The 24,015-nt window shown below is 74.3% G+C and carries 20 protein-coding genes; 7 read left to right on the plus strand and 13 right to left on the minus strand.

Annotated features, from left to right (window positions below; genetic code table 11):
* Window positions 1-11: 11 nt before the first annotated feature.
* The 5 genes from AB0O01_RS31745 to AB0O01_RS31765 all read right to left on the minus strand — a co-directional run bounded on the left by AB0O01_RS31745 (window position 12) and on the right by AB0O01_RS31765 (window position 6,685).
* Entirely contained in the window at window positions 12-587 is a 576-nt protein-coding gene (locus tag AB0O01_RS31745) for a TetR family transcriptional regulator (protein WP_365318818.1), read from the minus strand.
* A gap of 167 nt (window positions 588-754) precedes the next feature.
* A complete protein-coding gene (locus AB0O01_RS31750; protein WP_365318820.1) occupies window positions 755-1,708 on the minus strand; it encodes a methionyl-tRNA formyltransferase in 954 nt (317 codons plus the stop codon).
* A gap of 162 nt (window positions 1,709-1,870) precedes the next feature.
* Window positions 1,871-3,352, minus strand: coding sequence for an amidohydrolase family protein (locus tag AB0O01_RS31755; protein ID WP_365318822.1), 1,482 nt, complete (start codon window positions 3,350-3,352; stop codon window positions 1,871-1,873).
* 84 nt (window positions 3,353-3,436) lie between these two features.
* Window positions 3,437-5,449 carry a glycoside hydrolase family 15 protein gene (locus AB0O01_RS31760; protein ID WP_365318824.1) on the minus strand — a complete coding sequence of 671 codons (2,013 nt, stop codon included), beginning with the start codon at window positions 5,447-5,449 and terminating at the stop codon, window positions 3,437-3,439.
* 456 nt (window positions 5,450-5,905) lie between these two features.
* Window positions 5,906-6,685 (minus strand): DeoR/GlpR family DNA-binding transcription regulator, encoded by a 780-nt coding sequence (locus AB0O01_RS31765; protein ID WP_365318826.1) that lies wholly within the window; start codon window positions 6,683-6,685, stop codon window positions 5,906-5,908.
* Between the two features lie 209 nt (window positions 6,686-6,894).
* Here AB0O01_RS31765 and AB0O01_RS31770 point away from each other — a divergent pair, with 209 nt between their 5' ends.
* Together AB0O01_RS31770 and AB0O01_RS31775 are read left to right on the plus strand one after the other, a co-directional pair.
* Window positions 6,895-7,779: a sugar isomerase gene (locus tag AB0O01_RS31770; RefSeq protein ID WP_365318828.1), complete on the plus strand. Its 885-nt coding sequence runs from the start codon at window positions 6,895-6,897 to the stop codon at window positions 7,777-7,779.
* 46 nt (window positions 7,780-7,825) lie between these two features.
* Window positions 7,826-8,689, plus strand: a complete 864-nt coding sequence (locus tag AB0O01_RS31775) for a class II fructose-bisphosphate aldolase (RefSeq protein WP_365318830.1) — start codon at window positions 7,826-7,828, stop codon at window positions 8,687-8,689.
* A gap of 12 nt (window positions 8,690-8,701) precedes the next feature.
* Here the strand turns inward: AB0O01_RS31775 and AB0O01_RS31780 are convergent, their stop codons facing one another.
* Complete coding sequence (locus AB0O01_RS31780; RefSeq protein WP_365318948.1) at window positions 8,702-9,835, minus strand: methyltransferase; 1,134 nt, start codon at window positions 9,833-9,835, stop codon at window positions 8,702-8,704.
* Window positions 9,836-10,298: 463 nt separating this feature from the next.
* Here AB0O01_RS31780 and AB0O01_RS31785 point away from each other — a divergent pair, with 463 nt between their 5' ends.
* The gene (locus tag AB0O01_RS31785; protein ID WP_365318832.1) at window positions 10,299-11,546 is read left to right on the plus strand and encodes an ROK family protein; all 1,248 of its coding nucleotides are present in this window, start codon (window positions 10,299-10,301) and stop codon (window positions 11,544-11,546) included.
* Between the two features lie 20 nt (window positions 11,547-11,566).
* Here the strand turns inward: AB0O01_RS31785 and AB0O01_RS31790 are convergent, their stop codons facing one another.
* The 3 genes from AB0O01_RS31790 to AB0O01_RS31800 all read right to left on the minus strand — a co-directional run bounded on the left by AB0O01_RS31790 (window position 11,567) and on the right by AB0O01_RS31800 (window position 14,467).
* Complete coding sequence (locus tag AB0O01_RS31790; RefSeq protein ID WP_365318834.1) at window positions 11,567-12,331, minus strand: glucose 1-dehydrogenase; 765 nt, start codon at window positions 12,329-12,331, stop codon at window positions 11,567-11,569.
* A 91-nt stretch (window positions 12,332-12,422) separates the two neighbouring features.
* Window positions 12,423-13,805, minus strand: coding sequence for an MFS transporter (locus AB0O01_RS31795; RefSeq protein WP_365318836.1), 1,383 nt, complete (start codon window positions 13,803-13,805; stop codon window positions 12,423-12,425).
* A 77-nt stretch (window positions 13,806-13,882) separates the two neighbouring features.
* On the minus strand, window positions 13,883-14,467 hold the full coding sequence (locus tag AB0O01_RS31800; RefSeq protein ID WP_365318838.1) for a TetR family transcriptional regulator: 585 nt from the start codon (window positions 14,465-14,467) through the stop codon (window positions 13,883-13,885).
* A gap of 292 nt (window positions 14,468-14,759) precedes the next feature.
* Between AB0O01_RS31800 and AB0O01_RS31805 the strand changes: the two genes are divergently transcribed.
* From AB0O01_RS31805 to AB0O01_RS31815, 3 genes are read left to right on the plus strand one after another with little or no spacing between them, the layout of a single operon-like run.
* Window positions 14,760-15,038 carry an SHOCT domain-containing protein gene (locus tag AB0O01_RS31805; protein WP_365318840.1) on the plus strand — a complete coding sequence of 93 codons (279 nt, stop codon included), beginning with the start codon at window positions 14,760-14,762 and terminating at the stop codon, window positions 15,036-15,038.
* Window positions 15,035-15,787 (plus strand): ABC transporter ATP-binding protein, encoded by a 753-nt coding sequence (locus tag AB0O01_RS31810; RefSeq protein WP_365318842.1) that lies wholly within the window; start codon window positions 15,035-15,037, stop codon window positions 15,785-15,787. Before AB0O01_RS31805 ends, AB0O01_RS31810 begins: the two co-directional genes overlap by 4 nt.
* The gene (locus AB0O01_RS31815; protein ID WP_365318844.1) at window positions 15,784-18,345 is read left to right on the plus strand and encodes an ABC transporter permease; all 2,562 of its coding nucleotides are present in this window, start codon (window positions 15,784-15,786) and stop codon (window positions 18,343-18,345) included. Before AB0O01_RS31810 ends, AB0O01_RS31815 begins: the two co-directional genes overlap by 4 nt.
* 431 nt (window positions 18,346-18,776) lie before the next feature.
* Here AB0O01_RS31815 and AB0O01_RS31820 read toward each other — a convergent pair whose 3' ends face one another.
* The 3 genes from AB0O01_RS31820 to AB0O01_RS31830 form a co-directional block, all read right to left on the minus strand.
* Window positions 18,777-19,427 (minus strand): DUF6328 family protein, encoded by a 651-nt coding sequence (locus AB0O01_RS31820; RefSeq protein ID WP_365318846.1) that lies wholly within the window; start codon window positions 19,425-19,427, stop codon window positions 18,777-18,779.
* Window positions 19,428-20,250: 823 nt separating this feature from the next.
* Window positions 20,251-20,814, minus strand: coding sequence for an ATP-binding protein (locus AB0O01_RS31825; protein ID WP_365318847.1), 564 nt, complete (start codon window positions 20,812-20,814; stop codon window positions 20,251-20,253).
* A gap of 195 nt (window positions 20,815-21,009) precedes the next feature.
* Entirely contained in the window at window positions 21,010-21,333 is a 324-nt protein-coding gene (locus tag AB0O01_RS31830; protein WP_365318849.1) for a hypothetical protein, read from the minus strand.
* A gap of 368 nt (window positions 21,334-21,701) precedes the next feature.
* On the opposite strand from AB0O01_RS31830, the gene AB0O01_RS31835 reads away from it, so the two are divergent.
* Entirely contained in the window at window positions 21,702-22,826 is a 1,125-nt protein-coding gene (locus AB0O01_RS31835; RefSeq protein WP_365318850.1) for a PLP-dependent cysteine synthase family protein, read from the plus strand.
* Between the two features lie 133 nt (window positions 22,827-22,959).
* On the opposite strand, the gene AB0O01_RS31840 is transcribed toward AB0O01_RS31835, so the two are convergent.
* Window positions 22,960-23,793: a DeoR/GlpR family DNA-binding transcription regulator gene (locus AB0O01_RS31840; RefSeq protein ID WP_365318852.1), complete on the minus strand. Its 834-nt coding sequence runs from the start codon at window positions 23,791-23,793 to the stop codon at window positions 22,960-22,962.
* Between the last annotated feature and the right edge of the window lie 222 nt (window positions 23,794-24,015).

The following is a 24,015-nucleotide window of genomic DNA, read 5'->3' on the forward strand; positions in this document are numbered from 1 at the left end:
CCGTGTCCCGCTCACTCCCGGACGATCCGTTCCACCGCCGCCGTCACCAGCCGTTCGCGCTCCGCCGGGGACAGGACGTCCGGCAGGGTGAGCTGTTCGACGATCAGCCAGTTCAGGGCGAGGTAGAGCAACTCCACGGAGGTGGCGTCGCCGGGCAGGCCGGACTCCAGGTGGTAGCCGATGTTGGCGTCGAGGTCGGCGCGCACCCGCTCGGTGAGGATCGCACGCAGGGCCGGGCGCCGGGTGGACTCCAGGCGCAGTTCCAGCAGCGCCAGATACCCGCTGCGGAACCCGCTGACCCGGCCCACCAGATCCCGCATCAGCCGGGCGTACGTCTCCCGGTCCCGGCCCGCGGCGCGCTGCTCGGCGAGGGTCTGCTCGTCCGGCACCAGCCGCTCGTAGACCCGGGCACCGGCCTGGGTGAGCAACTCGTCGCGATTGGCGAAGTAGTTGGAGGCGGTGCCCGGCGGGACGGCCGCCTCGGCGTCCACCGACCGGAAGGTCAGCCCCCGGGCCCCCTCGCGGGCCAGTACCTCGATCGCGGCGTCGACGAGCGCCGCCCGCCGCTGGGGATTGCTGCGCACCATGGGGCACTCCGGCCGTCGAGCGGTCCCCGGCGCGGACGGACGGACGGAGACCGGCGGCGGCGACCACGGTTGAATCACTACGGGCAGAGTACTACGGATGTAGCCCTCCGGTCTGGGGGGCGACACTGGATGCCCCCTTCAGTCCCCCCTGTGGCCGCCGGGCCGCCTCAGGGGCGGGAGGTGAGATACCCGCCCATCGCGCGGAAGTAGTCCCCCGCCGCGTACTCCGTGCCGTCGTCCGTGCGCACCCGGCGCACCAGCAGGCCCGGCAGCCGGCCGGAGTACGCCTCGGCGCCCGCGACGATCACCACGCCGTCGCCCTCCCGGATGAAGATCCGGCCCGGGGTGCCGCCGTACCGGCCCTCGGAGACCGCCGCGGAGACGATCCGCAGCCGCTGGCCCCGGTGGAAGGCGTAGGCGTTCGGGTAGGGGTCGGACTGGGCGCGGACCAGGCGTTCCAGCCGCTCGGCGGGCCAGGTCCAGTCGATCCGGCTGTCCTCGGCGGACCGCTTGTGGAAGAAGCTGGCCCGGGTGCGGTCCTGCGGTACCCAGCGCCCGGCGTCCCGGCCGGAGGCGATCAGATCGAGGGACTCGCGCACCAGCGGGCCGATCAGATCGACGGTCCGGTGGAAGAGGTCGGTGGCGGTGTCCGCCGGTCCGACCGGCACCGACCGCTGCACCAGGATGTCCCCGGCGTCGAGTTCGCCGTTCATCCGGTGCGTGGTCACCCCGACCCGGTCGTCGCCGTTGATCAGCGCCCAGATCAGCGGGGAGAACCCGGCGTAGGACGGCAGCAGCGAGTCATGGACGTTCAGGGTGCCGTGCGGTGGCAGGGCGAAGATCTCCTCGGGCAGATGGGTGCGCCAGTTGTTGGCGACGATGATGTCCGGGCGGGCCGCGCGCAGCGCGTCGAGCAGCTCGGGGTCGTCGGGGCGGTTGCGCAGCAGGACCGGTATGCCGTGCTTCTCGGCGAGTTCGGCGACCGAGTCGTCCCAGATCTTCTCGTAGGCGTGCTCGCTCTTGGGGTGGGTGACGACGAGGACGGTCTCGTGGCCCGAGTCCAGCAGGGCCTGGAGGGTGCGGTGACCCCAGGTCTGGTACCCGAACATGGCGACACGCATGACGTGTTCTCCCCTCCGGCGCGGCGAACGCCGGTGCGACATTCCAAGGTTAGGCTTACCTTAGCCGCCCGGGAGGGTTCGGGGGGAGTACGCCGGATCACACCGGGCCGTGGGCCGGTTCACACCGGACGGCACGGCGGATCGCACCGGACGGCGGACGTGTCACACCGGGCCGTGCGTGAACCGTCCGTCCGTCAACGTCGCGTGCACCGGCATCGCCCGCAGGGTCGCCGCGTCCGCCTTCAGCGGGTCCACGTCCACCACCACCAGGTCCGCCGCGTCGCCCACCGCGAGCGCCGCCCGCCCCCGGGCCGACGCCGTCAGCGCGTCCCCCACCGCCATCCGCTGCTCGGGGTGCCAGGCGGGGCGTTCGTCGGCCGTGCGGTGCACCGCCGCCGCGATCCCGATCCACGGGTCCAGCGGCGACACCGGCGCGTCCGAGCCGAACTCCAGTTGGGCGCCCGCCGCGAGCAGATCGCCGTAGGCGAAGGCCCGGCCGGTGCGGCCCGCCCAGTGCCGGTCCGCCACGTCCCGGTCGTCCGTGGCGTGCGCCGGCTGCACCCCGGCCGTCACCCCCAGCGCCGCGAACCGCGCCACATCGTCCGGCGACAGCAGTTGCGCGTGCTCGATCCGGCCCGCGCGGCCCACCTCCGCGAACGCGTCCAGGGCGCGGGTGTTGGCCCGGTCGCCGATCGCGTGCACGGCGGGCATGATCCCGTGCTCCGCCGCCCGCCGCATCAGCCGCACGAGTTCCTCGTACGGCGTCTCCTCCACCCCGTACTCCCCCGGGGTGCCCTCCAGCCCCGGATAGGGGTCGCGGCACAGAGCGGTACGGGTGTTCAGGGAGCCGTCGGTGAACAGCTTCAGCGGGCCGATCCGGACCAGGCCCCCGGTGCCGGGCAGGGCGTCCCCGGTGCGCAGCCCGCGCGCCAGGACCTCGTCCAGGTACGGCGGGTAGACGGCCGCGTCCACCCGGACCCCGGGGCGGGCCCGTGCCGCGCGCCGGGTCCAGTCGCCCACGTTGTCGGCGATGTGGAAGTCCACGACCCCGCACACCCCGCGCGCCGCGGCGGCCCCGCAGGCGTCGGCGACCCATCCGTCCAGCACCCCGGACGGCACGTCGGGCAGCGCCGACACCGCCCGGAACGCGTCCCCCTCGCGCAGCAGCCCCGTCGGATGCCCCGCCCGGCCGACCAGCGTCAGCCCCGCCGAGTTGAACCAGGCGGCGTGCAGATCCCCGCTGACCAGCGCCACCGCCCGGTCCGGGCACACCGCGTCCAGCAGCGACTTCTCCGGTGTGTCGGGCCACAGCCCGTCCCGGAAGCCGTACCCGACGACCGGGCCCGCCCCCGCCCCCGCCCCCGCCGTCGCAGCCGCGTACGCCCGCACCGCCTCGGCGGCCTCCCGCGCGGACGCCGCCCCGGCCAGGTCCAGTTGGTGCCGGACCTTCGCCCACTGCCCCAGATGCACATGCGCGTCCCACAGCCCCGGCAGCACGGTCCGCCCGTCCAGATCCCGTACGGGGCCGTCCCCGCCGGTGACGTCCGGACCGAGCGCGGTGATCCGGCCGTCCGTGATCCGCAGCCCGCCGAGCGGTCCGCCGGAACCCAGCCGGGCACGGGTGAGGGTGAGGGAGGTGGGCAACGGGGGCTCCAGTGGTGGTCGGCGGGGCGGAACGGGGTGGGACGACGGGGCGGGGCGGGGCGGAACAGGGTGGGACGGACGGGTTCAGCCGAGGGCGCGATCGAGGTTGAACGCGGCGCTGATCAGGGCGAAGTGGGTGAACGCCTGCGGGAAGTTGCCCTGCTGCTCACCGGTGTGGCTGATCTCCTCCGCGTACAGGCCGAGATGGTTGGCGTAGGTCAGCATCTTCTCGAAGGCGAGCTGGGCCTCGTCCACCCGCCCCGCCTTCACCAGCGCCTCCACGTACCAGAACGAGCAGATGGAGAACGTGCCCTCGTCGCCGCGCATGCCGTCCGGGCTGGCCACCGGGTCGTAGCGGTAGACCAGGGAGTCGGAGACCAGGTCGTGGGTGAGGGCGTCCAGGGTGGAGAGCCACTTGGGGTCGGTGGGGGCGATGAACTTGGCCAACGGCATCATCAGCACCGACGCGTCCAGCACCTCCCCGCCCTCGTGCTGCACGAACGCCTGCCGCCGCTCCGACCAGCCGCGCTCCATGATCCGGCGGTAGATGGTGTCCCGGACCTCCTGCCAGCGCGCGTGATCGGCGGGCAGCCCGCGCTTGGTGGCCATCCGGATCGCCCGCTCGATCGCCACCCAGCACATCAGCCGGGAGTAGAGGAAGTTCTTGCGACCGCCCCGGGTCTCCCAGATGCCCTCGTCCGGCTGGTCCCAGTGCGCGCACACCCAGTCCACCAGCGCGCACACATCGTCCCACTGGGCGCTGGAGATCGGGGTGGCCCACTTGTCGTAGAGGTAGACCGAGTCGATGAGCGCGCCGTAGATGTCGAGCTGGAGCTGCTCGGCCGCCGCGTTGCCGATCCGGACCGGCGCCGAGCCGCGATGGCCCTCCAGATGGCCCAGTTCCCGCTCGGGGAGATCGGTGCGGCCGTCGATGCCGTACAGGATCTGGAGCGGGCCCGAGGTGCGGCCGTCACCGGGGGTGATGTGCCGGGTGACGAACTCCATGAACGCCCCCGCCTCCTCCGCGAACCCCAGCCGCAGCAGCGCGTAGACGCAGAACGCCGCGTCCCGCACCCATACATAGCGGTAGTCCCAGTTGCGCTCGCCGCCGATCTGCTCGGGCAGGCTGGTGGTGGGGGCGGCGACGATGGCGCCGGTCGGGGCGTAGGTGAGCAGCTTCAGGGTGAGCGCCGAGCGGTGCACCATCTCCCGCCAGCGGCCCCGGTACTTCGACGCCGACAGCCAGCGCCGCCAGTACGCCACCGTCGTCTCGAACTGCGCCTCGGCCTCGCTGCTCGCGCAGTGCCTCGGCGGCAGCCCGGCGCCGAGCTGGTCCAGCGCGAGCACCGCCGACTCGCCCTCGGCCAGCTTGAACTCGGCGCGCACATCGGTGCCGTCCTCCTCCAGCGGCACCGTGGAGGTGAGCGCCAGCGACAGGGGTTCGCAGGCGAAGACCGCCGTGCCGTCCTCCATGCGCAGGGTGTGCGGCCGGGCCCCGTAGTCGAAGCGGGGGGCGACCAGGGTGCGGAAGGCGACCGTGCCCCGCACACAGATCACCCGTCGCAGCAGCCGGTGCCGGTCGGCCTCCGCCGGTTCCCCGCCGACCGGCATGAAGTCCTGCACCTCGCCCACGCCGTCCTCGCTGAAGAAGCGGGTGATCAGGACATTGGTGTCGGGGAAGTAGAACTGCTTGGTCCGGGTCGCGCCGAGCGCCGCCAGCTCGAAGCAGCCGCCCCGGTCCCGGTCCAGGATCGCGGCGAAGACACTGGGCGCGTCGAAGGCGGGGCAGCAGTACCAGTCGATGGTGCCGTCGGTGCCGACCAGGGCGACACTGCGGAGATCTCCGATCAGGCCGTGCTCGGAGATCGGTACGTAGCGGGAGTCCGCGTCGGCGTCGGTGTCGGCGCTGGCGTCGGGCGGAGGCGCTTGGGTGGTGCCGTTCCCTGCGGGTGCAGGTGCGCTGGCGGGGGTGTCGTTTCCTGCGGGTGCGCTGCCGGGGGTGCCGTGCCCTGCGGGTGCGGTGCCGGAGGTTCCGTTCCCGGTGCTGCCGTGCCCGGCCCTGTCGTCCGACGCCGGTCCGGGCGCTGTACCAGCCATCGCGGCCTCCCTCTCCCTCGACGGGTGACGAAGCGCTGTTCCCGCGGGGACCGGAGGGGAACGGCTGTTCCAGCTTAGGCCCTGCCGGAGGGTCCGGGCCGGTCGGAGGGGCTGTGGGGGACCGGGCCCCGGGTGGCCGGTGAGGTCGGTGCGGCCCTCTGCGGACCCCGGCCCCGGGTGGCCGGTGAGGTCGGGGTGGCCCCGGGGGCCCTGGGCCCCGGGGGGTCGGTGAGGTCGGGTGGCTCCTGTGGACCCGGTCCCGGGGGCCCGGTGAGGTCGGCGTGGCCCGAGTGGGCCCGAGACCGGGGCGCCGAGACCGGGGTACCGAGATCCGAGACCCGGGGTGCGGGCCCCGAGGCTCGCGGCGTCGAGCCCCCCCGAGACCCGGGGTGCGGGCCCCCGAGACCCGCGGCGCCGAGCCCCAGGAGACCCGGGGAGCGGGCCCCGCCAGGCCCGTCAGACCGCGATCACCGTCACCCCGGCGTCCTCGAACCGCCGTACCGTCTCCTCGTCCGCCGCCGTGTCCGTGACCAGGGTGTCCACCGCCTCCGCGGCGCAGATCCGGGCGAAGGCGCGGCGGCCCAGCTTGCTGGAGTCGGCCGCGACCACCACCCGCTCGGCCCGCTCGCACAGCAGCCGGTTGACCGCCGCCTCCGCCTCGTCGTGCGCCGCCGCCCCGTGCGCCGCGTCGAAGGCGACCACCCCGAGCACCGCCACATCCAGCGTCACCTGGGACAGCACCCCGTCGGTCAGCGGCCCGATCAGCTCGTACGACTGGGCCCGCGCGACCCCGCCGGTCACCACGATCTTGAACTGCGGGCGCACCGCCAGCTCATTGGCGATGTTCAGCGCGTTGGTGACCACCGTCAGCGCCGGGGATCCGGAGGCCAGATCGCCGCGCACCGCGAGCGCGCGGGCCACCTCCGTGGTGGTGGTACCGCCGGTCAGACCCACCGCCTCGCCGGGTGCGACGAGTTCCGCGACCGCCTTGGCGATCCGCTGCTTCTCCGGGGCGCGCCGGGCGGTCTTGTACCGCAGCGGCAGCTCGTACGACACCCCGTGCACCACCGCGCCGCCTCGGGTGCGGACCAGCATCTGCTGCTCGGCGAGCTGGTCGAAGTCACGGCGGATGGTGGCGGCGGACACCTCCAGCGCCGAGGCGGCCTCCTCGACATCCAGCCGGCCCCGCTCGACCAGGAGTTCCAGCAGCGCCTTCCAGCGGGCGTCACGCGACATCCGCACCTCCCACCGGCCGTGCCCCGCTGTTCCGGGATCTTCCGGCGACCCTAGCGCAGAACCCTGTCACCAACCCGTCCGAATGCTTGATGCTGATTGAAAGCGCACGCTATCTTGCATGAACAAGCATTTCGCGGGGTCGGTATTGGTCGGTATTCCGCAGGACAAGCCTTTCCTTGAGGTCGCCGCGACACACAGGAGGTTCGGGCATGAGCCATGTCGAGGACGAGCTGAGCAGCCAGCCGGAGTGCTGGCAGCGCGCCGCGGAACAGGCCCCCCGGCACCGGGACGCCCTGCCCGCCCCCGGCGAACGCGTCGCGGTGGTCGGCTGCGGCACCTCCTACTTCATGGCCCAGGCCGTCGCCGCCCTGCGCGAGGCGTCCGGCGCCGGGGAGACGGACGCCTTCGCCGCCTCCGAGTTCCCCACCGCCCGCCCCTACGACCGGGTCCTCGCCCTCACCCGCTCCGGCACCACCACCGAGGTCCTCGACCTCCTCACCGCCCTGCGCGGCCGGACCCGCACCACCGCCGTCACCGCCGACCCCGCCACCACGGTGCGGACCGCCGCCGACGACCTCGTCGTCCTGGACTTCGCCGACGAACGCTCCGTCGTCCAGACCCGGTTCGCCACCACCGCCCTCACCCTGCTCCGCGCCCACCTCGGCGCCCACCCCGCCACCGCGGTCGCCGACTGCCGCACCGCGCTCGGCGAGGACCTCCCCGAAGGGCTCACCGGCTGCCGCCAGTTCACCTTCCTCGGCCGGGGCTGGACCGTCGGCCTGGCCAACGAGGCCGCCCTCAAGATGCGCGAGGCGTCCCTGTCCTGGACCGAGGCGTACCCGGCGATGGAGTACCGCCACGGCCCCATCAGCATCACCACCGAGGGTGGCGCGACCTGGATGTTCGGCCCGGCCCCCGACGGACTCGCCGACCAGGTCCGGGCCACCGGCGGACGCTGGGTGCCCGGCGACCGCCTCGACCCGCTCGCCGAACTGGTCCGCGCGCAGCGCCTCGCCGTCGCCGTCGCCGCCGCGCACGGCCTGGACCCGGACAGCCCCCGCCACCTCACCCGCTCGGTGATCCTCACCCCCTGAACCCCCTGACCGGCCCGCCCCGCTCCCGCCCGGAAGGGATTCCGCCGTGCCCCTGACCACCACCGGCGACCTCGTCGGCCGCGCCGCCGCGGCCCGCGGTGCCGTCGGCGCCTTCAATGTCATCACCCTGGAGCACATCGAGGCCGTGATCGCCGGCGCCGAACTGGCCGGCCGCCCCGTCGTCCTCCAGATCAGCGAGAACACCGTCGAGTTCCGCTACGGACGGCTGCTGCCGCTGGCCCGCGCCGCCGTCGCCGCCGCCGAGCGGTCCAGCGTGCCGGTCGCCCTGCATCTCGACCATGTGATCAGCGACCGGCTGCTCCGCCAGGCCCCGGACGCCGGTTTCAGCTCGGTGATGTACGACGCCGCACGGCTGCCCTACGCCGACAACCTCGCCGCCACCTGCGCCGCCGCGGACTGGGCGCACGCCCAGGGGCTGTGGGTGGAGGCCGAGTTGGGCGAGGTCGGCGGCAAGGACGGCCGCCCCCCGCTGGACGCCCACGCCCCCGGCGCCCGCACCGACCCCCGCCAGGCGTGCGCCTTCGTCGCCGACTCCGGGGTGGACGCCCTCGCCGTCGCCGTCGGCACCACCCACGCCATGACCGAGCGCACCGCCGCCCTCGACCACGCCCTGCTGAAGCGCCTGTCCGGCACGCTCGGCATCCCGCTCGTGCTGCACGGCTCCTCCGGCGTCCCGGACGGCGAACTGACCGCCGCCGTCGCGGGCGGCATCAGCAAGGTCAATGTCGGCACGGCCCTCAACGCCGCGATGACCGCCGCGATCCGGGAGTACCTCGCCGCCCACCCCCGGGCCGTCGACTCCCGCACCTATCTGGCGGTCGGCCGGGAGGCGATGGCGCGGACGGTGGCGTCGCTCATCGCCGTACTGGACCCGGCGCCCGGCGCCTGAAACCCCGGTCGGCTAGCGCCGGACCGCGCGCAGCACCACGAACTTCGGGTCGCTCGCCACCACCGCGCTGTTGCCGAACACCCGCTTCAGCTTCGCGTGGTACCCGAGATGCCGGTTGCCCACCACATACAGCGCCCCGCCCGGCCGCAGCACCCGTCGCGCCCCGGTGAACATCCGCCAGGCGGTGGCGTCGGTGGTCGCGGCATGGGCGTGGAAGGGCGGATTGTTCAGCACCACGTCCACGCTCCCGGAGGCCACCCCGGCGACCCCGTCCCCGACCCGGAACTCGGCGTGCCCCGGCACCCCGTTCGCCTTGTACGTGGCCTCCGCCGACGCCACCGCCTGGTACGACTCGTCCACGAACAGCACCTCGGCGTCCGGGTTCGCCAGCGCCACCGACGTCCCCACCACACCGTTGCCGCAGCCCAGGTCCACCACCCGGCGCAGGCCCCGGACGTCCGGGAGGTGGGTGAGGAAGAACCGGGTGCCGATGTCCAGCCGGTCGGCGCAGAAGACGCCCGCGTGGTTGACGACGGTGTGCCCGGAGGCCGGTCCGACCCCGTCCGGCAGGGCGTAGCGGTACGGCCACGGGTTGGCGGGCGGCACCCGGCCGGGTTCCGGGGTGCAGTGGATCAGCCGGGCCTTCTGTTCGGCGAGGGAGGTGCGGGTCGGTCCGAGGATCCGCTCGAACAGGGTGAGCGTGGAGGTGTGGATCTCCTTGACCATCCCGGTGCCGATCACCACCGTGCCCTCGTGCAGCGCGGGCGCGAGGCGCAGCAGCAGGTCCTCCAGCAGCGCCAGGCTCTTCGGCACCCGCACCAGCAGCAGGTCGATCCGCTCCGGCGGCGGATCCTGCGTGGTCAGCAGCCGGACCGTGCCCGGCTGCACCCCGGCGCGGGCGAGGTTGGCCCGGGTCGCCTCCTGGCCGAGGAACGAGTCCGTGATCTGGGTCGGCCCGAACTGGGCGAGGGCGGTGACCAGGGCGCCCCAGCGGTCGCCGGCCACCACGACCTCGCCGGCCGGGCCGGTCTCCCGGGCCGCCAGATGCCGCAGCAGATAGGCGTCGGCGGCGTCCCAGGCACGCAGCCGGTCACGCGGGTCCTCGGGAAACCGGGACAGCTCGAACGCGCCCCACGGGGTCGTCATACGGTCGCTCATCGCCGCCAAGGCTAGCGGAACCGCAGCTCAGGGGGTTGGGGGGAGGGAGGGGCCTCCGGCCGGTCACCTCGGTGGCCCGGTTGCCGGGTGAGTGCGCTGGTCGCTTGGGGTGGGCGTCGTGGTTGCTGGGGTGGTCTGCCTGCCGGGCGGGCGTCCTGGTTGTTGCGGTGGTCTGCCCGCCCGGCGAGCGTCCCGGTCGTTGCGGTGGTCCGGTTGCCGAGGGGGGCATGTCCCGGTGTGGTTCCGTGGGCCGGTGGCCCGCCTGTCGGGTGTTCGGTGCGGGTGCTCCGGTGGCCCGCCCGCAGGGCGTTCGCCCCGGGCGCCCTGGCGTCCCCCCTCCGACGGCGCCCCGCCCGCAGGGCGTTCCCCCGGCCACCCCGGCGCCACCCCGTGCCACGGCGGATCGCCGCCCCGCTCCGGTCGGTCGGCGGATCATGGCAGACTCGCCGTCATGAGCGGCAAGGCGGACCCCCGGCGGCCGGGGGAAGGGACCACGTCGAGAACGCGGCTGGACCGGGGGCGCGGCGCGCTCGGCCCCGCGCTGGAGCTGGTGCACACCGGACGGGCACCCACCCGCGCGGTGCTCACCGCCGAACTCGGCGTCACCCGCGCCACCGCCGGAGCCGTCGCCGCCGAACTGGAGGCGCTCGGCCTGATCCGGGTCGACGCCCGCCCGACGGCCGCCGCCGGTTCCCAGGGCCGCCCCTCGCACCGCCTCGCCCTCGCCGAGGACGGCCCGGTCGCGCTCGCCGCCCAGGTGCACGCCGACGGCTTCCGGGCCGCGCTGGTCGGACTCGGCGGCCGGATCGTCGCCACCGCCCCCGGCTGTGAGGCCGTCGCCGCCGACCCGGCGAAGGTGCTGGGCCAGGTCGTGGAGGCGGGCGCCGCGCTGCTCCGGGAGACCGGCCGGCACTGTGTCGGCGCCGGGCTCGCCGTCCCCTCCGCCGTCGCCGAGCCCGAGGGCCTCGCCCTCAACCCCCTGCACCTGGCCTGGCCCGCCGGGTCCCCGGTCCGGGAGATCTTCGCCGATCAGGTGCGGGCCGCCGGGATCACCGGGCCCGCCTTCGCCGCCAACGACGTCAATCTCGCCGCGCTCGCCGAACACCGGCACGGAGCCGGGCGCGGCTCGCGCGATCTGCTGTGCGTGGCCACCGGACACCGAGGGGTGGGCGGCGCGCTGGTGCTGGACGGACGCCTGCACACCGGCAGCGCGGGCCTGGCCCTCGAAGTCGGCCATCTCACCGTCAACCCCGAGGGCCGCCCCTGCCACTGCGGCAGCCGCGGCTGCCTGGACGTCGAGGCCGACCCGCTGGCCCTGCTCACCACCGCGGGCCGCCGCCCCGGCCCCGTGGTGTCGCTGCTCCAGCAGGCCAACGACCTGATCCTGCACGAGTCCGACGACCCCGGGGTCCGGGCGGCCGTCGAGACCCTGGTCGAGCGGCTGGGCCTCGGCCTCGCGGGGCTGGTCAACATCCTCAACCCCGACCGGATCATCCTCGGCGGACTCCACCGCACCCTGCTGGACGCCCACCCCGAGCGGCTGCGCGCGGTGGTCGCCGACCGCAGCCTGTGGGGCCGCAGCGGGGTGGTGCCGATCCTGCCCTGCACCCTGGACCACAACAGCCTGGTCGGCGCCGCCGAACTGGCCTGGCAGCCGGTCCTGGACGACCCGCTCGGCGCCCTCGCGGCAGCGGCCTGAACGGTCGCCCCGCCGGACCCCTACAGGGACACCCCGCCGTCGATCACCAGATCCGCGCCGACCACCGACGCGGCGGCGTCCGAAGCCAGATACAGCACCGCCGCCGCCACCTCCGGCGTGGTCGAGATCCGGCCCAGCGGCGACTCCTCCTTCATCCGGGCCGCCCGGTCATCCTCCGACTCCCCGCCGTGCAGCGACATCGTGGTGTCGGACGCGCCGGGGCTCACCCCGTTGATCCGCACGCCCTCGGCGATGTGCTCCAGCGCCGCGCCCCGGGTCAGCGAGGTGACGGCCGCCTTGGTGGCCGCGTAGGGGGTGGTGCCGGGCCACTGCCGGTGCCGTCCGAGGTTGGAGGAGACGTTGACGATGGCCCCGCCGCCGGGCTGGTCCCGCATCCGCCGTATCTGCGCGGCCATCGAGAACAGCACGCCGGTCACATTGATGTCGAGGACCTGCCGCCAGTCCGCCTCGGACAGTTCGGTGACGGGGCCGCCCTGGAAGACGCCCGCGTTGTTCACGGCCACGTCGAGCGACCCGAACCGCTCGGTCACCGCGTCGGTCAGCGCCTCCACCTCGGCGTGCCGGGACACATCGGCGACCTGCGCGACCGCCGTGCCGCCGCCCGCCCGCACCAGGGCGACGGTCTCGTCCAGCGCGGCCCGGCCCCGCCCGGCCACCACGACCTTCGCCCCCTCGGCGGCGAACGCCAGCGCGATGGCCCGCCCGATCCCGGAACCCCCTCCGGTGACCAGCACGGACCGCCCGCCGAAACGATGCTGAGACATGGGTGAACTGCCTTTCGTGAAGTGATGTCAACTGATGTCAACTGATGTCGAGTGATGTCGAGTGATGTGGAGAGAGGAACGGGGCGTGAGGTCATCCCGCTCCGAAGCGGAGCGCCCCCGCCCCGAAGCGGAGCGCCGCCGCCGCGACCGCGAACACCACCGCCGCGACCGCGAGGCTGACCGTGTCGCTCCCGGCCGCGAGCAGGACCGCGAAGACGACGGTCGGACCGGTCTCCATCGCGGTGTTGTGCACACCCCCGGCCAGCCCGGCCCGTTCCGGGGGCACCCGGTCGGTGGCGAGTACGGCGGCCCCCGCGAAGGAGGCGGCGGCCCCGGCCGGCAGCAGCACGAAGCCGGGCAGCACGCCGTAGCCGTACGGGATGCCGGGGTCGAGGCCGGTGGCGGCGAGCAGGGCGAGTCCCAGGGCGGCGAGGGCCAGTCCGCCCCCGGTGACCGGACCCGGCCCGTACCGCGCGACCAGGCGTCCGGCCGCGCGCCCGGAGACGAGCAGGGCGAGGGCGAACGGGACGAACGCGGCCGAGGTGCGCAGTGCCGACCAGCCCCGCTCCTCCTGGAGGTACAGGGAGAACAGGAGGAACACCGTGCTGGTCCCGGCCGCGGTGAGCGCGGTGGCCAGCAGACCCGGCCCGCGCCGCCCGTCGCGCAGGAACCCCGGCGGCAGCAGCGGATCGCGCGCCCGGCGTTCGGCGACTGCGAAGAGCGCCAGCAGGACCGCCCCGACCGCGAGCGGCACCAGTACCTGTGCCGACCCCCAGGGCCGGGCGTCGGTGACGACCAGTCCGTAACTGGCCGCGACCAGCCCGCCGGTGGCGAGCACCGCGCCGCGCACATCGAGCCCGCCGGGGCGCGGGGTTCCGGCGCCCGGGGGCAGGATCCGGGGCACCAGGACCAGCCCCGCCATCGCCACCACCGCGGGCACCACCAGCGCCCAGCGCCAGGACGAGAGCGCGGAGACGACCCCGGAGAGCACATGGCCCGCCGTCGCGCCGAGCACCGACAGACCGCCCCAGGTGGCCATCGCCCGGCGGTGGTCGGCCGGGCGGGGGTGCAGGGTGCGCAGCACGGCCAGCGCGGCGGGGGCGATCACCGCGGCGCCGGCGCCCTGCGCGAAGCGCGCCGCGAGCAGCGCCTCGTAGCCGGGGGCGAGCGGTGCGGCGACGGACGCGACGGCGAACAGCCACAGCCCGCCGGTCAGCGCGGGCCGTCCCCCGTACCGGTCGGCGAGCCGTCCGCCGAACAGCAGCAGACCGGCGAAGGTCAGTCCGTAGGCCGCGCTGAGCAGGATCAACTCGTCCCGGCCGAGGGCGAATCGGCGGCCTATCTCGGGCAGCGGGACGGCGAGGGCGGCGAGCGTGAAGATCAGGGTGACCTGGAGGGAGCCGAGGAGCGGGAACACTCGGGCGGCGCCGGGCCGCTGCCGGTCCGGCGCGACCGCGCCGATGGGGGCGCGCATACGACCTTCTTTCAAGAATGATCGGTCCAATATAAGGGCAGCAGCCACTACCCCGGAAGCGGGGTGCGGGCCGGGATTCAGTCCAGCAGCGCCAGTGCCTGTTCGGCCGCGTCGCGGACCCGGGCCGGGTCGTCGGACGCCTTGCCCACCACCCGCAGCCCCTGCATCAGCACCAGCAGCATCCGGGCGAGGGCGCGCGGATCGCGGTCCCCGGCCAGCTCGCCCTGTGCCTGGGCGCGGAGCAGTGCCGCGTGCAGCAGGGTCTCGGTGTGCCCCCAGCTCAGCTCGACCCGCCGGGCCGCCCCGGGGTCGTGCGGGGCCAGCTCCGCCGCCGTGTTGGTGACCAGGCAGCCGCGCGGGCGGTACGCCTCGTCCGCGCTCTCCTCGGCGAACCGGCGCACCAGCGCCCGTACGGCGGGCAGCGCCGGGCCCGGCCGGGACAGCTCGCGGGTGAGGCCGGGGGCGCGCGCCTCGCTGTAGCGGTCCAGGGCCTTGAGGTAGAGGTCGCGCTTGTTGCCGTAGGTGGCGTAGAGGGAGGCGCGGCCGATGCCGAGATGCTCGACGAGGTCGGCCATGGAGGTGGCCTCGTAGCCCTTGCGCCAGAAGAGTTCCAGGGCGGACTGGAGGGCGGCGTCGGGGTCGAATTCCTTGGTCCTGGCCATGGGGACGACCTTAGGCGATACAAGAACGATCGGTCAATTAAAGGAGGGGTTGAGTAGGTAGCAGTGGTCATAGGTACGTCAGGTCGGCGGCCGGGTCGGCGCGTGCCTCGCCAGCCCGGGTCTCCTCGGTGAGCCCCCGTCTCCGGCGGCACAGCCCGGGGAAGCAGCCCGGCGGGCCCCGCGTACTCCCCGGGAGGTAGCCGCACGGCCGCTGGCCGTACGACGCCCCGGCACCCCCCGCGGAGCGAGGCTCAGGGCATCGGTGACCAATCGACCTGGGAGATGACCTGAGATGCAGACCCTCGCAGACTGGGGCGGTGGCGGGCCCGGCCCCTGGATCCTGCTGTTCCCGCTGATCTGGGCGGCCGTTGTGATCGGCGCGGTGGGCGTGCTGCGGCGCACAGCGTGGGGGGAGGGCCGTCAGGACACCCGGCCCGCCGGGGACTCCCCGATCGCCGTTCTCGGCCGCCGGTTCGCGGCGGGCGAGATCGACGAGGACGAGTACGGGCGGCGGCTGTGCGTCCTGGACGAGCAGTTCGGCCGGACGGCGACGGACAGGGGCGGCCGGTGACGACGACCGGGACGACCACCGCGACCGCCGCCCGGGTCGTCGACGCCGTGAAGGTGTACGGGCGAGGCGACACCGAGGTGCGGGCCCTGGACGGGGTGAGCGTCGGCTTCCCGGCCGGGCGCTTCACCGCGATCATGGGCCCCTCGGGCTCCGGCAAGTCCACGCTGATGCACTGCGCCGCCGGACTCGACACCCTCGGCTCCGGCGCCGCCTGGATCGGCGACACGGAACTGGGCGCCCTGGACGACCGGCGGCTGACCCTGCTGCGCCGGGACCGGATCGGGTTCGTGTTCCAGGCGTTCAACCTGGTGCCCACCCTGACCGTCGCCGAGAACATCACCCTGCCCCTGGACCTCGCCGGGCGGTCCGGCGACCCCGAGTGGATCGACGCGCTGATCGATGTCGTCGGGCTGCGCGACCGGCTCCGGCACCGGCCCGCCGAACTCTCCGGCGGACAGCAGCAACGGGTCGCCGTGGCACGGGCGTTCGCCGCCCGCCCGGACGTCGTCTTCGCCGACGAACCGACCGGCAACCTCGACTCCCGCTCCGGCGGGGAGGTGCTCGCCCTGCTCGGCGCGGCCGTCCGCACCATGGGCCGGACCGTCGTCATGGTCACCCACGACCCGGTCGCCGCCGCCCACGCCGACGAGGTCGTCTTCCTCGCGGACGGACGGCTCGTCGACCGGATGCGGGCACCGAGCGCGGACCGGGTCCTGGACCGGATGAAAGCCTTCGAGGTGCCGTCATGACGATCCTGCTGCGGCTCGGCCGCTCCTCCCTGCGCGCCCACGGACGGCGCTTCGCGGGCACCTTCCTCGCCGTCCTCCTCGGTGTGTCCTTCCTCGCCGGGACCCTCGTCATGGGCGACACGCTCAGAGCGAGCTTCGACACCATGTTCGGCAACGCCACCCGCGGCACCGACGCCGTGGTCCGCGGCGCCGACGCCATCACCGCCCCGGGCGGGAGTCAGGGCGTCCGGCGGCCGGTCCCGGCCGACCTGGCGACCGCCGTCGAGCGGGTGCCCGGCGTGGCCGCCGCCGTACCCAGCGTCGAGGGCGCGGGCCAGCTCCTCGGCGCCGACGGCGAACCCATCGGCGGCGACGGCCCCCCGACCCTGGCCGGGAACTGGATCACCGACCCCCGCCTGAACCCCTACCGGCTGACCGCGGGACGGGCCCCCGAGCGGACCGGCGAGGTCGTGGTGAACGAGGCCACCGCCGACCGCGGCGGACTCACCCTCGGCGACCGGACCGTGCTGCGCACCCCCGACCCCGTCGAGGTCACCGTCGTCGGCCTGGCCACCTTCGGCGGCGCGGACGGCATGGCCCAGGTCACCTACACCGGTATGACCCTCGCCGACGCCGGGCGGTATCTCACCGCACGGCCGGGCGAGGCGACCGACATCCGCGTCCGGGCCGCCGCCGGGGTGAGCCAGGACGCCCTGGTGGAGCGGCTCACCGAGGTGCTGCCGTCCGGCACCGAGGCGATCACCGGCACACAACTGGCCGAGGAGAACACCGAGATGGTCTCCGGCCGGTTCCTGAGCCTCTTCACCACCTTCCTGCTGGTCTTCTCCGGCGTGGCCCTGCTGGTCGCGACCTTCTCTATCCACAACACCTTCGCGATCGTGGTCGCCCAGCGCACCCGCGAGAACGCCCTGCTGCGCGCGCTCGGCGCCGCCCGCCGCCAGATCACCGTCATGACCCTGACCGAGGCCACCGCCGTCGCCGTCGCCGCCTCCCTGGCCGGACTCGCGGGCGGCGCCGGTATCGCCGCCGGACTCCAGGCGCTGTTCCCGGCGATCGGATTCCCCTTCCCCGAGGGCGAGTTGGTGATCGGCGCGCTCTCGCTCGCCCTGCCCCTCGCGGTCGGCGTCGTGGTCTGCGTGGGCTCCGCCCTGCTCCCGGCCGTCCGCGCGGGCCGCACCGCGCCGCTGGCCGCGCTGCGCGACACCGCCGTCGACACCTCGGGTGCCTCCCGCCCGCGTGCCCTCGCCGGGGGCGCCCTGCTCGCCGTCGCGGCGGCCACCACCCTGACCGGCGTCCTGGCCACCCCGTCCCTCGTGCTCGCCGGTACCGGTGCCGTCCTGACCCTGGCCGCCTTCGTCGTCCTCGGACCGGTCGCCTCCGGCGCGGCCGTGCGGATCCTCGGCGCTCCGGCCGCCCGACTGCGCGGGGTGACCGGCACACTCGCCCGCCGCAACGCCCTGCGCAGCCCCCGGCGGACGGCCGCCACCGCGAGCGCGCTGATGATCGGCGTGGCGGTGGTGTCGCTGTTCACGGTGTTCGGGGCCTCGCTGAAGGCGACCATGGACCGGACCGTCTCCCGCTCCTTCGCCGGGGACGTGGCGATCGGCACCCCCGGGTTCGGCGCGGGCGGCAGCGGGCTGAGCCCCCGGCTCGCCCCGGAGATCGCCCGGCTGCCCGAGGTGGACACCGCCGTGGGGCTCGGCCGGGGGGTCGCCGAGGTGAACGGCGACGGACGCGCGCTGACCGTCACCGACCCGGCCGCCCTCGCCCGGGTCCTCGACCTCGGCACGGTCCGCGGCGACCTCTCCGGGCTCGGCACCGACGGCATCGCCCTCACCGCGACGGAGGCCGACCGCCACAACGTCACGACCGGCGACACCCTCCGCCTCGCCTTCACCGACGGCACCCGGCGGCCCTTCACGGTCCGCGCGGTCTACGGTGCGTCCGCACTCGCCGGGGACTACGTCATCACCCGCGACGCCTGGGCCCCGCACCGCACGCAGGACGCCGACACCCTCGTCGCCGTCTCCTTCGCCGACGGTGTCGACCCGGCCACCGCCACCGCCGCCGTGGAGCGCACCGCCGACCGCTTCGGCGGCCCCGACGCGCAGACCCGCGACGAGTACGCCCGGTCCTCGGCGAGCGGCATCGACATGATGCTCACCCTGGTCTACGCCCTGCTGGCGCTCGCGGTACTGATCGCCCTGCTGGGCATCGCCAACACCCTCACCCTGGCCATCCACGAACGCACCCGCGAACTCGGCCTGCTCCGCGCGGTCGGCCAGACCCGGGCCCAACTGCGGGCCATGGTCCGCTGGGAGTCCGTCCTGATCGCCGCCTTCGGCACGGCCGGGGGCCTCGCCCTGGGCACCTTCCTCGGCTGGGTCCTGGTCCGCGCCTCCGACGGCGGCGGCGACAGCGCCTTCACCTTCGCGGTGCCGCCGCTGCACCTGACGGCGGTCGTGGTGGTGGGGCTGGCGGCCGGGGCACTGGCGGGCGTACGGCCCGCGGCGCGGGCGGCACGGCTGGATGTGCTGCGGGCCATCGGGACGGAGTAGGGGGATGTCTCCGGGGGGGGCGCAGGGGGTCCGGCGGCGGTGACTGCGTTCGCGTGCGTGGGGCGTGGGCGCCGGGTGCCCTGGGAGCGGTGGCGGTGGTGGTGGGGCCTGGGTCCGGAGGCTCCGTGGCACCCCCAAGCGGAGGGGTGCGGCTGCGGAGTGCGCGGGCTGTGCGGCTCCTGGCGAGCTTGCCGGAGGGCGCGGTGCGCGATACGCGGTCCGTGCCGTTCCCGTCGAGCCGTGCCGGGAAGCGGTCCCGGTCCTGTCGAGCCGTACCGGGAAGCGGTCCCGGTCCTGTCGAGCCGTACCGGGAAGCGGTTCCGGTTCCGTCGTGCGGTGCCGGGAAGCGGAGTGTGGGGTGTGGGGGATTCGCCGGGGTGTTGCGGAGGTCGCGAGCCGGGCCGGCGCCGCCCGGGGCATCCTGGGTCCGCCTAGGCGGAGTGTCGCGCGGGCACTTCATCCACGGTGTTGCGGGGGGACTGCCGTGGGATCTTCACCTGCGGGGCGGGTGCCGCGCGGGGCCGCGCGCGGCGGCGGCTCCAGTACGGCAGTCCGCACCAGAACACGGCGAACCAGGTCAGGGTGATCCCGGCCAGGCAGGTCGCCAGATGCAGACCGAGGACGACGTCCAGGATCAGCAGCAGGGACGTGACCATCGCCAGCATCAGCGCGATCAGTCCCCAGAACGCCAGCTTGGCCGAGGTGTCCAGCAACTGCTTGCGCAACTCCCGCCCGTGCACCAGCCGGTGGAAGGGCGCCGGGGCGATGAGCAGCGAGGCGGCGACGGAGGTGAGCAGCAGATCGGCCACGTACAGATACCGCTGCATGGGCGTGATGATGGCGAACCGGGGGGTGAAGGCCAGGGTGAGCAGGAAGGCGAGCAGCACCTGTACCCCGGTCTGGGCCACCCGGATCTCCTGGAGCAGCTCCGCGTACGCCGCTGTCAGCCGGGCCCGCTCCCGTTCCTTGGCCTTGCGGCCGGACTTGGGCGCGGGAACGGGGCGGTCCCCGTGCTCGGGGTCGTGGTCCCGGCTGCCCACCACCAAGGGGGGTGGGGCGGCGCGGGACGCCGTTTTGAGCATGGTGACTCCTGAGGGTTTGAGGGTGTCGTGCGGGACGTTGTGGGGGGACCCGATAGTAGGGACAGCCCCCGCGTTCGGTTAGATCCCGGCCCACAAGTGGCCTGCCTCGTACGGCACTTGGCCGGTACCTGCCAGGTGAACAAAGAGCAAAACGCTGACGAACCAACTCTGAATGTCAGGAAAACATAAGGTGCGGGGGAGACGTGCGGGGTCCTGCCCCACCCGGCGGGAAGTGGGCCCCAAGGGGCATCCGGTACGCACGAAAGGGCAGGTGAGAGGGGGGAAGGGGCATACGGGGGACCCGACCCGAGGGGAGTGTCTCACGGCGGAGCGGGGCGCGAGACGCGGGGGGAGGGGTGGAGGGGGGAGGGGGTGTGGCGGGCGTTGCCCTGCGGTTGGTGCCCGGCGTTCAGGGGCCCCTTGGCGGGCGGGCACCCGCCGTCGGTGCCAGGGGCACGGGATGCCTGTGCCGCTCCCCGTGTCCGTGCCTGTGCCTGTGCCTGTGCCCGTCCTCGTGCGGGTGCCCCGTGCAGGTCCCTCTGCCCGTGCCGGTCCCCGCGCCCGTGCAAGTCCTCTGGTGCCGGTCCCCACGCCCGTCCCCGTCCCTGTCCCGATGCGGCGCAGGCACCTCGCGGTCGGCCGCGTCATCCACGCCCGCGCCCCGGATTGCGCCGTGCCCTGGACTGACCCGTGCCCCGGACTGCCCCTTGCCCCGGACCCGCCCCGTGTCCGGAACCCGCCCCGCGCCACGGACCCGCCCCGGGGACCGGGACCGCCCCCGGCGCCGGGATCGCCCCAGTAACCGGCCGGTGCCCCCGTCGGATCAGCCGGGAACCGCCAAGTGGGCGGGGGCGTGTCCGGGGGCGTGGGCGTCGGTGGTGAGGTCGGCGGGTTCGGCGTCCCCGAAGACCTCCGCGAGCACCTCCGCGAAGAGGGCCGCCGGTTCGGCGACCGGGCGGTGGGCGGGGTGTGCGGGCCCGGTCACCGCGCGGGCGGGGGTGGGCAGGGTGAACCAGACGACCTTGCCGCGCTCACCGTCCAACTGGGCGCCCCAGCTCTCGCTGACGGCGGCCACCATGGCGAGGCCCCGGCCGCAGGTGGCCAGCGGATCGGCCTCGGCCAGCTCGGGCAGCCGGGGATCGTGGTCGTGCACCGAGACCGTCAGCCGGTCGAGCCGCAGCTCGATCTCCACGGTGCAGGTCTTGTCGGGCTGGGCGTGCCGGTGGACATTGCTCAGCAGCTCGGTGACACCGAGCGAGGCACGGTCTATCAGCGGGTCGAGATGCCAGTAGCGCAATTGCGCTGAAACGATTCTGCGGACCTGGCCGATCCGCGCCGGCAGGGCTTGGAGCTCCACTGCGCAGTGTCTGCTCGGGTGACTGATCACGGCTGCGACTCCCCGACGTTGAGGCCCGGAAGAACACGGAGTTCGGAGCCGGCGGACCGCCGTCGCGCGGCGACCCGCCTGCTGTGGTGCCCGGCGGGCTGGCTCGCAGCGCTGTCGCCGGAAAACCCTGAGTGAGGTGAGTCAAGCGTGACCCGGCACCTGCGGTACCGCAACTCATGGTGACCCGGCGGTGACTCAGCGGTCACGCCCCGCTGCCCGCCGTACCGCCTCGATGAACCGGCCTGCCGCCGGGGGGCCCGGCTGTCCCGGGGCCGGATCGTGGTCGCCGAGGGTCAGCAGATAGCGGGTGCCGTTGAGATCCGCCAGCGCGCGGTCCCCGGGCGCGAACCACGGCCGGGACGCCCGTACCGCCTGGACCGGCGCGCTGTCGATCTCGCTGCCGTAGCTGGTCAGCAACTCCAGCCTGCCGCCCCGGATCCGGACCTGACCGGCCCGGGTGAGCGACCGCAGCCGCCTGCCTATCCGCACCCCGCTCGCCGTGAACTCCGGCTCCGCCATTCCCGTCGCCCCCTCGCTCCCCACGCCCCCGCCGACCGCCCGGCCGGGGCCCACGGGACCACCGCTTCCACGGTACGGCGTGCCCCGCACCGACCGTACGGCCGTACGAGCCGATCCCGCGCGGTGCAGTCTGCCCCCGCCCGCCCTCGCGCACCAGTGCGTACGGCGGCTTCCCGCCCGCCGGCCGCAGCACTGGGCCGAATGCGCCCCCGCCGGCCGGCCCCCGGCCCCGTGCCACAGCGGCCCCAGCCATCGCTTTGAGCCCCCCAAAGATGCGTTTATGCAGGTGAGAAGCGCTGCCGGGCATGCCTATGATCGAAGTGCCGCCCGCGCGGCAGAGCGTCGGCGCGCAACGTAAGGAGCCCGCCGTGAGCACCCCTGAGCAGACCCGGCCCGGAGCGACCCTCGACGTCGACCGCACCGACCCCGGCTACCGCGACTGGCTCAAAGAAGCCGTCCGCAAGGTCCACGCCGACGCCAACCGTTCGGCCGACACCCATCTGCTCCGCTTCCCGCTCCCCGAGCCCTGGGGCATCGACCTCTACCTCAAGGACGAGTCCACCCACCCCACCGGCAGCCTCAAGCACCGCCTCGCCCGCTCCCTCTTCCTCTACGGCCTGTGCAACGGCTGGATCCGGCCCGGCCGCCCGGTCATCGAGGCGTCCAGCGGCTCCACCGCCGTCTCCGAGGCGTACTTCGCCGCGCTGATCGGCATCCCCTTCATCGCGGTGATGCCCCGTACGACCAGCGCCGAGAAGTGCCGCCTCATCGAGTTCCACGGCGGCCGGTGCCACTTCGTGGACGACCCCCGTACGGTGTACGAGGAGTCCGCCCGGCTCGCGGCGGAGACCGGCGGCCACTACATGGACCAGTTCACCTACGCCGAACGCGCCACCGACTGGCGCGGCAACAACAACATCGCCGAGTCCGTCTTCCGCCAACTGGAGCGGGAGCGCCATCCGGAACCCGCCTGGATCGTCGCCACCGCCGGTACCGGCGGCACCTCGGCGACCATCGCCCGCTATGTGCACTACATGCAGTACGACACCCGGATCTGTGTCGCCGACCCCGACAACTCCTGCTTCTTCGAGGGCTGGACCACCGGCGACTTGGGCGTCACCTGCGACTCCGGGTCCCGGATCGAGGGCATCGGGCGCCCCCGGATGGAGCCGAGCTTCGTGCCCGGTGCCATCGACCGGATGATGAAGGTGCCGGACGCGGCGAGCTTGGCCGCCGTCCGCGCCCTGGAGCGGGCCGTCGGCCGCAAGGCGGGCGGCTCCACCGGGACCGGGCTGTGGGGCGCGCTGAAGATCGTCGCCGAGATGGTCGCGGAGGGGCGCCGGGGCAGCGTCGTCACCCTGCTGTGCGACCCGGGGGACCGGTATCTCGACAAGTACTACTCGGACACCTGGCTCGCCGAACAGGGGCTGGACATCGCGCCGTACACGACGGTGATCGAGAGGGTGCTGCGGACGGGGGAGTGGGTGGGGTGAGGGGCGTTACCGGGAGGGGTGCCGGCAGGTGTTCCCGCCGCCCGGCACCGGCTCCAGCCGCCGCTCCTCGGCCGGCGCGCGGGCGCCCGGCACATGGGTGACGTCCACCCGGCAGGCATACGTGGGCGGCCCGTCAGATGTCCGCCCCGCCGGGCGGGTCCGCCTCCCCGGCCACCACCAGCCGCAGGTGCTCCCCGATCTCGGCGCGCGCCTCCGGCCCCATCCCCGCGTCCGTGACCAGCGTGTCGACCTGCGCCAGGGAGGCGAACGAGCTCAGCCCCACCGTCCCCCACTTGGTGTGGTCGGCCACCACCACGACCCGCCGCGCCGACTGCACCAGCCGCCGGTTGGTCTCCGCCTCCGCGAGATTCGGCGTCGACAGCCCCGCCTCCGGCGCTATCCCGTGCACCCCGAGGAACAGGACGTCGAAGTGGAGCGTCGCGATGGCCTGGTCGGCGACCGGACCCACCAGCGAGTCGGACGGGGTCCGCACCCCGCCGGTCAGCACCACCGTCGCCGCGCCCGGGCGGGGTCCCGAGGACCGCTGCGCCGCGTGGAAGACATCCGCGACCCGCACCGAGTTGGTCACCACGGTCAGATCGGCCACGTCCAGCAGTCGCTGCGCCAGCGCGTAGGTCGTCGTACCGCCCGACAGGGCGATGGCCGCGCCCGGGGCCACCAGGTCGGCGGCGACGCGCGCGATGTCCTCCTTGGCGCTCAGCTCAAGACCCGACTTCGCCTCGAAACCGGGCTCATGGGTGCTGGCCTCCACCACGGGGACCGCGCCGCCGTGCACCTTCTCCAGCACGCCCTGCCGGGCCAGCGCGTCCAGATCCCGGCGCACGGTCATGTCGGAGACCCCGAGCCTGCGGGTCAGTTCGTTCACCCGGACGCCGCCCCGGCGCCGCACCTCGTCCAGGATCAGGGCACGCCGCTGCTCCGCGAGGAGGTTCTGATTCTCACTCACGTACGCTCCGGTCCTTTCGCCGCCGGTCCCTCGGACACCCCCTCGCACCTGCTGCGACGCCAGGGACACCGGTCAGGGGCGTGGGGCGTTCCATCCTCGCACGGGTCGTCCGCCCCGGCGCCACCGACCGGCGCCCCGGCCGGGCGGCGACACCGGGTGTCCACTCCGTGTCCGGGCCGTGGTCGGTCCGTCACAATGATCGGGGAGATTCGGTGACGACAG

The organism is Streptomyces sp. NPDC093252 (genome assembly GCF_040683675.1).
GTDB lineage: Bacteria > Actinomycetota > Actinomycetes > Streptomycetales > Streptomycetaceae > Streptomyces.